Raw genomic sequence first — 12,278 nt, 5'->3', positions numbered from 1 at the left:
CTGGCCGAACGCGCGAAGTTGAAGGAACTGGACGGTACGCCGCCAGAAGCCGGTGGTCGCGGGAGTGGAGGAGTTTGCGGTGGGGGATTTTGCGCGACCACCGGGTCGCCGGAGCCGGTGGTCGCGGCGGTGGAGGAATTTGCGCCCGCGGCCCGCTGCGCCTCATGCAGCGCTTGGTAGCGCCGGATCGTCTTGCGATCGATACCCGTGAGCTCATGGATCCTGCGCTGACTCACGCCCCGCTCGAGCAGCGTGAATATCGCGCTTTGCAGATGCTGCTTCAAGACATTCACTCCCTGGTCTCCTTCTTCTTCTCTGAAGGAGACGACAATAAATGTCCTGCAGCACCGCTACAGACAGAGGTGGCGCCGCTTGTTCGGGCAGGGTCCCGAGATTTTTAAGTGGAACCACCGGGGCGTTCATGCTGCCGATTTGATCGCAGGCAGTGTCGCGAAGTATGCCTCATCCGGCGTGCGGTCTTCCAGACTCGAATGAGGTCGTCTCTGGTTGTACAGATTGATGTAATCGCCGATTGAGCGCCGGGCGTGGCTGACCGACTCATATGCCTTCAGATACACCTCCTCATACTTGACGCTTCGCCACACTCGTTCGACGAACACGTTGTCGCGCCAGGCTCCCTTGCCGTCCATGGATAGTTTGATGCCGCGATCCAGAACCGCGTCGGTGAAAGCGGTCGCCGTGAACTGACTGCCCTGGTCGGTGTTGACGATTTCAGGCTGGCCGTATTTCGCGAATGCCTCTTCAAGCGCCTCGACCGCATGGATCGCTTCCAGCGTGATCGCCACGCGATGTGCCAATACCTTTCGGCTGGCCCAGTCCACCACAGCCGTCAGATACACGAAGCCCCGCGCCATCGGGATGTAGCTGGTGTCGAGTGCCCACACCTGATTGGCGCGGTTGATCTTCATTCCCTGCAGCAGATACGGCCAGATCTTGTGCTGCTTGTGGCCGCGGCTCGTGTTCGGCCTGCAGTACAGCGCTTCGACACCCATGCGTTTCATCAGCGTGCCCACATGCCGTCGGCCCACCTTGATGCCTTCGCGGCGCAGCAGACGTACCAGCATGCGCGCTCCCGCGAACGGGAACTCAAGATGCAGCTCGTCGATCCGGCGCATCAGTTTCAGTTCCGTCTCGTTGACCGGTTGAGGCTGGTAGTAGACGCTTGATCGGGCGATCCCCACAAGTCGCACCTGTTGCGCAATCGGTAGCGCGTGTGCACGGTCGATCATCGCTTTCCGCTCAGCAACCCCGCCTTGCCGAGCGCTCCGCTTAAAAAATCGTTCTCCAGCGTCAACTGGCCAATCTTCGCGTGGAGCACCGTGACGTCCACTGGTGGCTCACCTGTCGTCGACTTGCCCGTCTCGAACACTTCCGACACGCGCTCCTGCAGTTGCTTCTTCCAGTCCGTAATCTGGTTCGGATGAACATCGTACTGCTGCGCCAGCTCTGCCAGCGTCTTGTCGCCCTTTAGGGCTGCCAGCGCTATCTTTGCCTTGAATGCCGGGCTATGCGACCGGCCGCTTCTTTTTGCCATCTTTGGGTTCCTTTTGCTGGTCCCTATGACCAGCTCAGGCCCCGACCGTTCCACTTACCGACCTTGTCCGAAATTCCGGCGCCACCTCTATCTGTCCTCGCCTTTAGGAGAGACGCCAGCGTTGTTGACGAGCGCGTGTAACTGTCCATTAGGTAGCCGTCGCCTGACTTCCAAAGCGATTCGGTCGATACTATCTAGGTCCACGAGGTCTGCCTGTATGCGCGCTTCGCGCGCAGCAGGCCACTTGCAACTGTCCGAGAACGGCCGCCGGGAGACAGTGAACACCTCCCAGTTGTTCTCCTGAAAAAGCTTAACTGTGGCATGACCGATACCGCGGCTGGCGCCGGTCAGCAGCATATAACGAGTAACTTGGCCCATCTGTGCATGTCCAATTGGATAGATCGTTGCGGGCGTGCAGTTGAGCGACTGCCGCCCTGCATGGGTGAGGTATACCAACTCGCAAGCAGGCGTGCCAAACGCGCTTCATGCTTGCGAGTATCTCGCCGACTCCCTAGCCGCTCGTTGTCTTCAATCAAATGTGCTGCGGATATTCTCAGCAACATTCGAAAGTTCCTGCAGTGCAGCAATTGACCAGTTTCCACGATACGTCACCGCGGTCACGCGACATGGTTAATTGTTGTTGCGAAAACGGAGACGAGCAGTGAGTAACAAAGCAATATTGCGATTGGCGGGCAATGCGCGGCTTGGACAGCAGCCGCCTCCGTTAGCCGCGGATCTGCGGGATCGCTTCGACAAACACTGGCGTCAAGCGTCCGAGGGCCGGTCGCGTTTTGTGAGCATAGCGGACTTCCTTATGGCGAGGTGCCGCGCCACATTCGAGCAATTTGCACGCCATGAGAAAGAGACGCCCAGTCCCCGTCCCCAACGATTTCCGCCGTCGCTTTGTCGCGCTCCCGACATCCGCCCGTCTTAGATGCAACAAAATGGCCATTGCCGCCCTGCGATGGACGGCAGGCCGATAGTGAAAAATACATTGAAGCAGCGTAAAACTACCGCAGATATCCCTAAGTGGATCTGAAGCGAAGGTGCCTTGGGCACCGCGGCTTCGACCGAATTCCCCTTGCGCTCTAACTCCTTGAGTCCGAGCGACATCAAAGGCATCGTCATGTTGGCCGCTGTAGGCTGGGCTGTGTCCACAAAACAGTAGTTTTTTACAAGCTATGTTTCGACCGTGCAAAAAGAATTCCCATGCCAAAGGACATGATATTTTGTAGCCAGTGCTGATAAATTCAGTCCAAAACATCACGGGCATCGACTCGTATCGAAGGTTGCGCGAGCTGATTTGTCTTAGCGCAAGCATATCTCCAATGGACTACACTGCACTTGGGGCCCACATCTCCGGGCGACTATGCGCAGTGCTCAGTTGAGCGGTAATGACGGTTAGACATCCGTGGACGGCATCCAAGCTCACGCGCCTTCGAGATTGAACACTTGTACTTGACGCCTTTGGTAGCCAGCAGTTAAATAGCTTTGTAGAGTTGAACGATGCCACACTGTGAAGATCGAAATCGTCGAAGAAAACCGGGACCGAAAGCATACGCCATCGATGTCACATCAAGCTACAGACACATCTTTTGATCGCGATTGAGCTGATTGCATACATGGGCACTATTTCATGGAAGTCGCGAAAGGAGTCGGAAATGAACAAGGAACTGAAAATAGAACCACCGCGTCCAATCTCGCCAGCCGAGATCGCGTCCGATTGGACCGAATGGGGCCGCAGACTTTTGACCCAGAACCAATTGCCATTTTCCGGTGACGTTTCACAGTGGATATCTGCATGGGGCGAGGCGGTAGGTCAAATCGGACTATTCAATCTGAACATTACGGGCGCGAGAGATCCTGCAAAGGAACGCGCTATTATAAAGCGATACTCATACGGCCATCAGCTCGGAGAAATACTTGCTGTCTTGACACCCATGGCCGATGAATTCTATTCCACTGATCCTCATAAAAGAAGCGCTCTTTCCCCTGCCAGTCGCGATGACTATGAGAGCTTCGTCTCGATGAGAGACGGAATTCAAGAGCTCAAAAATAATAGTCCCTCAACCGTCCAGCAAATTGTAGAGGCGATCAAACGCATGAAAGAAAAGTCACCATCAACTTATCGACGCACAGTCGATGAGCTAGTCGACGAACTAAAGAGGCTCTAGCGGGGGCATGAAAGCACGTCCGTCCGCCAACTCTCCACGAACTTATCGAATTACTGACTGAATGTCGTTTTGGGGGCTGGGACTATTATTCGCCTCACAACTGCGAATGCCAGAAATGAGAACCCTTGGGGGCCGGAGAATGAATCCGTGCGCCCTCCTTCTGTCGCCCCGCCATCTTTGTGAGCGCTGTAATGAGAAGACTGGCGTGAACAATTTTCTGGGTTGCCCGAACCGCCCTTAACGCGAGGCAGTGCAATCAGAACAATAGGAAGTCTGTCTGACTCAGTCCGCCTTTCCAAAGCCGCTATGGTACTCGCAATGGACCTGCTTACCTCGGTCGTGGGCATCGACAACATTACCGATTACGCCACAACTTCGCCTCCGTACGTCATGTGTTTTTAATGGATAAGACTTTTCCGGAAAACGGAATCCTCTATCGGTCAATCCGCCGGACGCAGGGTCCATCATGCAGGCTAGATGACCATTATTGCGATGCAGATACTGACGGCTGCCCTGTGCTGATTGGGCGGGCTAAAGTTGATGCGTGCACCCCATGATGGCGATGCAACGTTCCTATCGGCCCGAGGGTGGGCCATTTCGGGAATTACGCTGGGTTTTCTGACGTGGCAAGTGATTTTCATGATGATCGGTGGCGAATGGTTTGGTATGTGGATGTCAAAGCAATGGTACGGTCTCCAAACCGCTTTTTACTTTTTCGTGACATTCCTCCTCGTACTCATCTACTTGGTGATGGCAGACGACGAGAACGGTCGACCGGCTACACCGCACCGAACATCCTAGGAGCCAGGCCTAAATGCAGCCGCTGTTGACCACCGTTCTAGCCCAGTACGCGCAGCGAAAAGGGGCGAGACGACGGCAGTGGGGCTGGCAATGATACGTAACCCAAGCATGTGATGGCGCGCACCGTATACGGTTTGCTTCCGGAGCACCGCCCCTAGCATCGGGCCGTGAACGGGACGATAAGTTTCTCCTTGGCGTACCAGCACCCCTGACGCTCTAGCTTGTTCTTGCACTGAGCGAATCACACATCCAGATTCCCCTAAGGGGAATCGAAACGGTTCACTTCCTCAGTCGCCTTCCGTTGCTTCCCGCGGCGACGGTCCGCATTCACTGTGCAGACTTCTACCCCACGAGCTTGTCGACTTTTTTCACGATCATGAGCTACCTCAAGTACTACTGCCCGCAGATGTGCGACTGTTGCAATTGGAACACCCGCTCGCACTACGATGGGTTCTGTCGCGACAACGATGGCAGATCAAATGAGTGAATGTACATAGGATTGCTTACATAGCCAGCAAGTAGAACTGCCCGGCAACCGTTCGGGCGACGCGATCGTCTTGCATCTGTCCCTTGCGGATCATATGCATCACTTCGATGCCAGACAGAATGATGCGGGCACAGCGAAAGTCCTTGAATCCCATCATCGGTTTGATGATGCGTTTGATCGCTCGGTGGTCCTGCTCGATGATGTTGTTCAGATACTTGTTCTGGCGGATCTTGATCGGCGTGTCGCGCCCGGCGTTGAGAGCCTCGAGCGCAGCCAGATTCGCACCGCTCTTGTCCACGGTAATCGTCTCGGGCTCGCCGTTCTGGTCAGTCGCCTTCTCAAAGTAGCGGCGCGCAGCGGCCTTGTCTCGATGGGCACGCAGCAGGAAATCGACTGTGTTGCCCTGCTTGTCGACAGCGCGGTACAAATACTTCCATTGGCCTCTGACCTTGACGTACGTCTCGTCCATCCTCCAGCTCTTGCCCACCGGGCGCTTGTGGCGGCGAAACGCCTTCTCAAACAGCGGTACGAGCTTGATAACCCAGCGGTGCACGCTCGAATGGTCGACCTCGATGCCTCGCTCTGCCATCATCTCCTCGAGATTTCGCAGGCTCAACGAGTAAGCCACATACCAGCGTACGCACAGCAGGATCACGTCCAACGGATAGTGCAGTCGCTTGAGAACTTTGCCGATGCCCGGAGGCAACGTCGCGCGTGGTGTCTTCTTCGTCTGGCCCATGCTGTTCGTCATTCAGGATCGAACGCAAATTTTAACCCGGCACCTTGGCGCGACAGAACCCAGGAGGCCGGCATGGACAAGTTTAGCGGAATCGACCTGCACTCGAATAACAGCGTGGTTGTGGTCAGCGACGAAACTGACCGTGTTCTCTACCAGCGGAGGTTACTGAACGATCCCGTCCAGATTCGAGCAGCACTGGCAGCCCACCGTGCAGATCTCGTGGGAGTGGTCATTGAAGCAACGTTCAACTGGTACTGGCTTGTGGATGAGTTGATGGGCGACGGCTACCGGGTGCATCTGGCCAACCCTGCAGCGATCCGGCAGTATGACGGCCTGAAATACAGTGGTGACTTCACCGATGCAGCCCACCTCGCGCAACTGCTTCGTTTGGGGCTTTTGCCGGAGGGGTACATCTATCCGGTGGAGGGCTTTGTTCAGCAGGGCAGAGCCGCAGTTGGTTGCAGACGCAACTAGGCATTTTTGACGCAAACAGCCTTGCCGAAACTGTTCCACAGATTCACGAGGTTCGCGATAATCACGCCCTCGCGCTGCTGCGATTCGGTTTTGCGCGTCAGTAGCCGCGCGCCGATGCAACGCTTGATTCGCGAGATCTGCGCCTCGACCAGCGCGCGCTGGCCGTACCCGTATTTGTTGCGGAACGCATGGATGCCCTTGTCCTTGATGTACCGAACGAGATGGTCGTGCCAGCGCGTCGCCGGCTGATTGTGAACGACCGCATTGGCCGGTGGGGGAATCACCGGCAGCACGCCGCAGGCTGACCACGCCTCGGTCTGCGCAATACTGTAGTCGCGCCGTCGGCGATCACGCAGTCGACGTTCGCGTCGACTGCCAGCATCGCATTCAGGCCCGCCTCGTCGGAGACGTTGTCCCCGGTGATCGCGATCTGGTGGACATTCATCTCCGGGTCGATCGACAGATGCATCTTGCGCCACGGCGTCTGGCTCGCGTCGCGCCCGTACTTTTGCCGATGCCATTCGCTGGCCCGGCCAAACTTCATGCCGCTGCTGTCGACGATCAGGCTGATGGCTTCGCCGTTGCGCAGGCGTTCGGCCACGCGAGCGCAGCGTTGTTTGACCTGAACCTCGAGCGTGCGGAACCGCTCGCTCAGAAGCCCGAAACTCGGTACCCCGATGTCGAGTCCGCGCAGCGCCCAGAATTCGTGCATGTGGCCGGTGATCTGCCGCATGCCCCAGCCTAACAGCCGGTAGAAGATGAAGATCAGTTCGAGGTACGCATCGCTGTAAGTCTGGGACTGGCCCGACACGCCCTTCTGGTAGGGCGTGTCGTTGATGAACAGCGCCTTCAGGTCGCCGTCGGGACAATACAGGCTGAGTTGCCCGCGCCGCTTCAGGCTTTCGTTGTACTCGTGCGCGTTTGTTACCGCATAGCCCGGCTTCGCTCGTTTGCGCGGTTCGCCCGTTTTCAGTCTTGCCTTGTAAGGCATGAAAGCTCGCTCGTCGGATAGATCACCGGACTCCTTCTACCCGACCCACGGCCGCCGCGCAAGCGGCCCTCTTGAACAAAGCCATCGCGAATCATCAATATGATTGATGCGCTCAAAAAAATTAACGGCTTATACAAAGCGGATATGCGCTGTTAGGATTCTCTTGACGTCACCGCGGAGCCGAGTATGAGCGAAGATTTAGATGTCGTCCAAGCAAATCGTATCGACACTAGGGTTGAGCCAGTTAAAGGCGATGCGTTTGATGCTAACGCCCCTGATTCCGAGCCGTCTTCACAACCTGTTGCCAGCGTGCTCGCGCCTGCCATGGCTATCGCGTCGATGTACAGCGTGCAGCTTGGTGCTGCATTGTCGCGACCCGTGACAATCCAATACGGTACGCTCAGCACGACTTGGCTGCGTCTTTGTTTCGCGGGCTTGATGCTCGCGATCGTGGTGCGACCGCCGCTCCATACCTACTCCCGACAGCGCTGGATCGCCGCTTTCGTCCTCGGTAGCGCCATGGCTGGCATGACACTGTGCTACTTCGAAGCCGTGCAGCGCGTGCCCCTTGGTCTCGCAGTCGCCATCAGCTTCATTGGTCCCCTCATCGTCGCGACGGCCGGCATCCGCAGATTCCGGATGCTAGTGTGGCCCATGGTGGCGATGGTCGGCGTCGTCCTAATTGCGCGGCAGGACGGCATGTGGGCCACCTCGTTAACCGCCCTGGTCTTTCCTGTTGGGGCTGCGCTCGGATGGGCAACGTACATCGTGATGATGAAACGAGTCGGCACGCTGTTCGATGGATTGGAGGGGCTCTCAATGTCGCTGATCGTCGCGGCCCTGGTCACCACGCCGTTTGGTCTTGCGCAAAGCGGTGGCCATCTGCCCGCCGCGCAATTGATTGACGCCGCGTATCTCGCGGTACTCGTGCCGCTCCTGCCCTACGTCCTCGAGATGTTCGCGCTGCGGCGCATGACGGCGTCCGCGTTCGGCATTCTGATGAGCATCGAACCCGCCATTGCTGCCGCAATCGGTTTTGTCGTCCTCGGTCAGCCTATGACGGTCTTGCAAAGCATCGGCACGTTGCTCGTGATCAGCGCCAGCATAGCCTGCTGCCGCCAAGCATAGGCCGGCGTTGCCGGCAGGTGGATCGTCGTCTCGCACTGCATTTTCTTCCGCGTCTTCGAACGTTGCCGAGACACTAACTGCGGATGGTTCGCTTCGTCGTTGTATGTGTCGCGCTTGCGATGCTGTTTCCCTTCATGTGTTTTACTGGAGACTGAAAATGGCCCACCAAGATCGTGCCCGTTTTGAACTGGTTGCAGACTGTGAAATGCAGGCGCTCTTTTCCGCCTCGCCCGACACCGCCGCGTTTCACCGTGGCGAATGGATCGACCGCGAATACTATCGGCGGCATCTCGTCGAGACAGTGCTGCGCATCCGCCTGAATAATGAAGTCGATGCATTCGCGCTCTACAAGATCGGCTTCAAGGACAATCAACTCGCGCAGATCCTCGCGCAATACCTCGCCGAGGAATACGGCCACGAAGGGCTCTTTCTGCGCGACATCGAAAAATTCGGTCTCACGGCCGAACAGATTGACACCATTGAGCCGCTCCACTCGACTAGGAAGCTGATCAATTATCTGTATCTCAGCATCGAACGCGATGGCCCATTGCCGACGATGGCGTGGAACTGGTTCGTCGAATGGTATTCGGGCCGCTACAATAAGACGATCACCGAGGCTGCGGGTCGAGCCTTCGGGCACCACACCGTTAAGGGTTCGCTTGGCCATATCCAATACGACGAATCGCACGACCACGACGATCTGATGTGGGGCGCCGTCCAGCGCGCGATCGAAGGATGGGGTGGCATCGACAAGGCCGAAATGCATCTTCGCAACTTCATCGGCCTGGTCGGCGATTACTTCGACGAACTAAAGGCAGAAACCGGGCGCCAGTCGGACGTGGTCGTTGCATGAGGAGCGCATCGTGGCTATTGTAGTAGTGGAGCCTGTCTCATCGGGCACCGCGCTGATCGCTGCAGCGCAGCGGCTCGGGCACCCGGTACACGTGTTTTGCGCAGATACCCACATCGTGCCGCCAACGCACCTACGGACCGTGGCGTCGCTGACGAGTGTCGATACTGGCTCGGCTGATGACGTCGCTGCAGCAGTGCGGACAGTCGGGGGCATCGACGCGCTCGTTCCCGGCTTTGAGTACGCGGTCGACGTCGTCGCGCAGGCGGCCGCGCAATTGGGGTTGCCGCATCTACCGCCCGAAGCGGCCGCGCTCACACGTGACAAATACCGTAGCCGTCAACGACTCAGCATGGCCGGGCTCGCTGTACCGCGTTTCGCGCCGATCGCAAAGCGTGGCGACGTCGCCCGCGCGGCGGCGCACGTCGGATTTCCGGCCGTCGTGAAGCCGGTCGATGGTTGCGGCAGCCTACTGGTGCGCCGCGTCGATTCGCTCGCGCTGTTGCACGCGACGATAGACAGCGTTGCGCATCGATCTGTTCCGGACATGGGCCGCGAAGTTGGTCAAGCGATGATGCTTGAACAGTATCTCGACGGACCTGAGTATAGCGTGGAAGGCTACGTCGGTCCGCTCGGTCCGCGCATGCTTGCCATTACCGAAAAGATCCTCGGGCCCGAGCCCTACTTCGTCGAAATGGGACATGTGGTCGACGCTACGCTCGACGACCGCGACCGAGCTCGGCTGAGCGCGTATGTCGAAACGGTGGCGAGAGAGATCGGCCTGACGCTGGGCGTGTTTCATGCGGAAGTGCGCATGACGCGCGACGGTCCGACGCTGATCGAAATCGCCGCGCGGCTCGGCGGCGACCGGATCTACCGGCTCGTTGAGCTAGCTAAGTCAATCTCGCTACCGGAAGTCATGCTCCGTAGCTATCTCGGGGAATGGGACCCGGCCCCGGGATACTGCCACGGGCGGGGCACCCGGGTAAGCGGCGTCCGGTTTCTCGCACCCGAGGCAGCCGGGCCGTTCGTCGGTGTCAGCGGGCTTGACGAAGTGCGTGCGCAGCCTGGCTTCCAAGAAGCGGAAATCTATCCGCGCGCCGGCGACTGGGTATCGCCGCCGACCGACTTCCGTGGCCGGGTCGGCCACGTGCTATTTACAGCGCCCGATCGCCCCACGCTCGAACGCCGACTGAACGGCGCGCAATGCGCGCTCGAAATGGGTTTGACATTCAAGGTCCATTAAAGGACGAGTCGCGATGACGTATGCCCCCTTCCCCCGCCGTACCCGAAGTGTCGTAATGAATCGCTGGTCCGACGATTTTGCCGCCTATCACCGATACATCGATCACGACGCGCACGACGTTGCCTATCTGTGCACACCGGAAGGCGCGAAAGCTCTCGAAGCGACGCGCATCTCGCACATCGAGATCCTCCCGGACTTCAACGATATACACAGGCTGCGCGTGGCGTTCGACGCATGCCGTACTAGGCTGAACGGCGTCGACCGACTGATCGCGCTGTCCGAATTCGACTTGCTCGCCGCGGCACAGCTGCGGGAAACTTTCGACGTCCCGGGCGACCGGCCCGCCACCGCAGCACGCTTTCGCGACAAGACGGCGATGAAGCGCGTCGTCAGTGCGGCCGGTCTGCGCGTGCCGCAGTTCGTCGAATTGAACGATCGGGAGGACGCGCTCGCCACTGTCGCCGGATTGCGGCATCCGCTTATCGTCAAGCCGCGAACCGGCGCGGCAAGCATCGGTGTCCACCGGGTCGATTCGGTGGAACAGTTCGGTGCGCTCCTGCCCCGACTTACGGGCACTTCGTACGAATGTGAGGAGTTCATCGAAGGGCCGATCTATCACGTTGACGGTATCGTCTCGAGCGGCAAGCCGTTGCTGATCCGGGCGTCGCGCTACCTTAACTCATGTCTTGACTTCGCCAATGGCAAACCGCTCGGGTCGATAATGTTGCAGCCTGGACCGTCGAACGACGAACTACTCGCGTTCGCGCAAACGAGTCTCCGCGCTCTATCGCTGGTGGACGGCGCCTTTCATCTCGAAGTGATCCGTGGCTCCGACGGCCTGTATTTCCTTGAGATTGGCGCGCGCGTAGGCGGCGGCGAAATTCCGTTCCTGTTCCGCGATCTCTTCGGCATTGACATCTTCAGCCTGTGGGTCCGTCAGCAGCTCAACTACGGGACGCCGCTCGCATCCGAGGCAGGCGTGGGTGCAGCGGCCCGCTCCACCGAGCTAGGAGGGTTTCTGCTGCTCCCCGAGGCGACCGGCAGCCGCCTCTTGCGAGCCGTTGTCCCGGACGGTATCGCACCGCTGTATGCGGCCATTACGCCGAAGGCAAATCATGTCTTCGACGGCAAGGGCGGCTACGACAAGATCCTCGGCCGGTTTCGCTACCGCGGTCGATCGGAAGATGAGATTGATGCAGCGATCGCCGCGACCTTGGAGCGCTTCCAGTACGAGCTCGGCGATATCGATGCCCCTAGCCGCCCCGCTTGGCCGCGCGGGCATTGGCATGATGGCTATCCGTTGCCCGAAAATGCGCCATCACGCTGCCGATGAGGCGCTCGTTGGAAGGAGAGAATGAACGCGACGAAATCGCTTTACCACGGCCAGCGGTTCCCTGCTGTTATGATCAGCTACGCTGTTGACGGACACTTCTCGTTCGGAGCGAGGCGGCGTACTCAGGTACGGAACCAACGATTCGTTGCTGGCATGCCAAGTCCGGCTATCGATTGGCTCGGTGTGCTAGGGCGGTTCGGTAGAAACCTCGCAGCACTAGGCATTTAGAAGTGGTGTTTGTGACGCCGCGCGACGAGACGTAAGTGGTGGGGAAACTGCTCGATGAGCAGGACACGCAAACCCGGCGTGCTGGAGCAAAGCGTCGCCGACCAATCGCGCAGCTATCCCGCGGCAAGTGGGAATTCCTAGACTCCCTAGCAGGCTGTTGAAAAGCGCCCCGTCATGACGACCGAAGCTACGTTCAGGAGACTTGCGCGTGCAATTTTCCGCTGAATTACCGGTTCACCGCGCGATCCGCGCGGGGCAGGCGCACGCATGCG

The 12,278-nt window shown here is 58.5% G+C and carries 11 protein-coding genes and 2 pseudogenes; 7 read left to right on the top strand and 6 right to left on the bottom strand.

The features are described 5' to 3' along the window. The 3 genes and pseudogenes from AB3X86_RS36675 to AB3X86_RS36665 form a co-directional block, all read right to left on the bottom strand. Window positions 1–293 (bottom strand): annotated as a pseudogene (locus AB3X86_RS36675) (IS21 family transposase); the annotation flags it as partial. Between the two features lie 126 nt (window positions 294–419). Next, window positions 420–1,555 (bottom strand): IS3 family transposase gene (locus tag AB3X86_RS36670; RefSeq protein WP_368599727.1). Its coding sequence is split into 2 segments (ribosomal slippage): window positions 420–1,300 and window positions 1,300–1,555, totalling 1,137 coding nucleotides; the frame shifts between segments, so codons are not numbered across the junction. 87 nt (window positions 1,556–1,642) lie between these two features. Further along, the gene (locus AB3X86_RS36665) at window positions 1,643–1,912 is read right to left on the bottom strand and encodes an SDR family oxidoreductase (RefSeq protein WP_368587467.1); all 270 of its coding nucleotides are present in this window, start codon (window positions 1,910–1,912) and stop codon (window positions 1,643–1,645) included. Between the two features lie 1,304 nt (window positions 1,913–3,216). Between AB3X86_RS36665 and AB3X86_RS36660 the strand changes: the two genes are divergently transcribed. Together AB3X86_RS36660 and AB3X86_RS36655 are read left to right on the top strand one after the other, a co-directional pair. Next, window positions 3,217–3,729 carry a hypothetical protein gene (locus AB3X86_RS36660; RefSeq protein ID WP_368587464.1) on the top strand — a complete coding sequence of 171 codons (513 nt, stop codon included), beginning with the start codon at window positions 3,217–3,219 and terminating at the stop codon, window positions 3,727–3,729. A 522-nt stretch (window positions 3,730–4,251) separates the two neighbouring features. After that, window positions 4,252–4,530: a DUF2165 family protein gene (locus tag AB3X86_RS36655; RefSeq protein ID WP_368599726.1), complete on the top strand. Its 279-nt coding sequence runs from the start codon at window positions 4,252–4,254 to the stop codon at window positions 4,528–4,530. Window positions 4,531–5,033: 503 nt separating this feature from the next. Here the strand turns inward: AB3X86_RS36655 and AB3X86_RS36650 are convergent. Beyond that, window positions 5,034–5,756, bottom strand: coding sequence for an IS6 family transposase (locus tag AB3X86_RS36650; RefSeq protein ID WP_368587466.1), 723 nt, complete (start codon window positions 5,754–5,756; stop codon window positions 5,034–5,036). A 72-nt stretch (window positions 5,757–5,828) separates the two neighbouring features. Here AB3X86_RS36650 and AB3X86_RS36645 point away from each other — a divergent pair. Next, window positions 5,829–6,176: pseudogene (locus AB3X86_RS36645) on the top strand (transposase); the annotation flags it as partial. A 50-nt stretch (window positions 6,177–6,226) separates the two neighbouring features. Here the strand turns inward: AB3X86_RS36645 and AB3X86_RS36640 are convergent. Further along, on the bottom strand, window positions 6,227–6,514 hold the full coding sequence (locus AB3X86_RS36640; protein WP_368599725.1) for a transposase: 288 nt from the start codon (window positions 6,512–6,514) through the stop codon (window positions 6,227–6,229). After that, window positions 6,511–7,221 (bottom strand): transposase, encoded by a 711-nt coding sequence (locus AB3X86_RS36635; RefSeq protein WP_368587462.1) that lies wholly within the window; start codon window positions 7,219–7,221, stop codon window positions 6,511–6,513. Before AB3X86_RS36635 ends, AB3X86_RS36640 begins: the two co-directional genes overlap by 4 nt. Before the next feature lie 324 nt (window positions 7,222–7,545). On the opposite strand from AB3X86_RS36635, the gene AB3X86_RS36630 reads away from it, so the two are divergent. The 4 genes from AB3X86_RS36630 to AB3X86_RS36615 all read left to right on the top strand — a co-directional run bounded on the left by AB3X86_RS36630 (window position 7,546) and on the right by AB3X86_RS36615 (window position 11,778). After that, a complete protein-coding gene (locus AB3X86_RS36630) occupies window positions 7,546–8,349 on the top strand; it encodes a DMT family transporter (RefSeq protein ID WP_368599728.1) in 804 nt (267 codons plus the stop codon). Window positions 8,350–8,506: 157 nt separating this feature from the next. Continuing rightward, on the top strand, window positions 8,507–9,202 hold the full coding sequence (locus AB3X86_RS36625; protein ID WP_026228999.1) for an iron-containing redox enzyme family protein: 696 nt from the start codon (window positions 8,507–8,509) through the stop codon (window positions 9,200–9,202). A 10-nt stretch (window positions 9,203–9,212) separates the two neighbouring features. Further along, window positions 9,213–10,445, top strand: a complete 1,233-nt coding sequence (locus AB3X86_RS36620; protein ID WP_368599724.1) for an ATP-grasp domain-containing protein — start codon at window positions 9,213–9,215, stop codon at window positions 10,443–10,445. 55 nt (window positions 10,446–10,500) lie between these two features. After that, window positions 10,501–11,778, top strand: coding sequence for an acetyl-CoA carboxylase biotin carboxylase subunit family protein (locus AB3X86_RS36615; protein WP_368599723.1), 1,278 nt, complete (start codon window positions 10,501–10,503; stop codon window positions 11,776–11,778). Window positions 11,779–12,278 lie beyond the last annotated feature (500 nt).

It is taken from the genome of Paraburkholderia sp. BR14374, from assembly GCF_040948685.1.
Taxonomy (GTDB): domain Bacteria; phylum Pseudomonadota; class Gammaproteobacteria; order Burkholderiales; family Burkholderiaceae; genus Paraburkholderia; species Paraburkholderia youngii.
This window is presented reverse-complemented; position numbering and strand designations above follow the sequence as displayed.

What these genes read in the sequence shown, in the direction of transcription:
- AB3X86_RS36630 (WP_368599728.1), top strand. Translation starts at nt 7,546, where the DNA reads ATGGCTATCGCGTCGATGTACAGCGTGCAGCTTGGTGCTGCATTGTCG.
- AB3X86_RS36650 (WP_368587466.1), bottom strand. Translation starts at nt 5,756, where the DNA reads ATGGGCCAGACGAAGAAGACACCACGCGCGACGTTGCCTCCGGGCATC.
- AB3X86_RS36660 (WP_368587464.1), top strand. Translation starts at nt 3,217, where the DNA reads ATGAACAAGGAACTGAAAATAGAACCACCGCGTCCAATCTCGCCAGCC.
- AB3X86_RS36615 (WP_368599723.1), top strand. Translation starts at nt 10,501, where the DNA reads ATGAATCGCTGGTCCGACGATTTTGCCGCCTATCACCGATACATCGAT.
- AB3X86_RS36665 (WP_368587467.1), bottom strand. Translation starts at nt 1,912, where the DNA reads ATGCTGCTGACCGGCGCCAGCCGCGGTATCGGTCATGCCACAGTTAAG.
- AB3X86_RS36625 (WP_026228999.1), top strand. Translation starts at nt 8,507, where the DNA reads ATGGCCCACCAAGATCGTGCCCGTTTTGAACTGGTTGCAGACTGTGAA.
- AB3X86_RS36635 (WP_368587462.1), bottom strand. Translation starts at nt 7,221, where the DNA reads ATGCCTTACAAGGCAAGACTGAAAACGGGCGAACCGCGCAAACGAGCG.